Source organism: Martelella sp. UBA3392, from assembly GCF_002358775.1.
Classification (GTDB): domain Bacteria; phylum Pseudomonadota; class Alphaproteobacteria; order Rhizobiales; family Rhizobiaceae; genus Martelella; species Martelella mediterranea.
This window is the reverse complement of record NZ_DEPM01000002.1, coordinates 18,181-18,438: the sequence shown is the minus strand read 5'-3', so window position 1 is coordinate 18,438 and position 258 is coordinate 18,181.

Genomic DNA, 258 nt, shown 5'->3' with positions numbered 1-258 from the left:
TCGGGGCATCTCCCCCTCAAGGGGGGAGATTGGGGGTTGCGGACGCTTCGGTTTGCATGAAGACGCCCGGTTCGCGGGATCTGACTTTATGGAATGGAAACAGGCGAACGCATCACCACGTGGGAGGTGAAGCGGTGAATACTGAGCGCGCCGTATTGCTCCAGACAATCTCCCCCCTTGAGGGGGAGATGTCGCGAAAGCGACAGAGAGGGGTATGGGCATGAGCCGCAAACACCGTGCTCTCGGAGAGGGTTCACC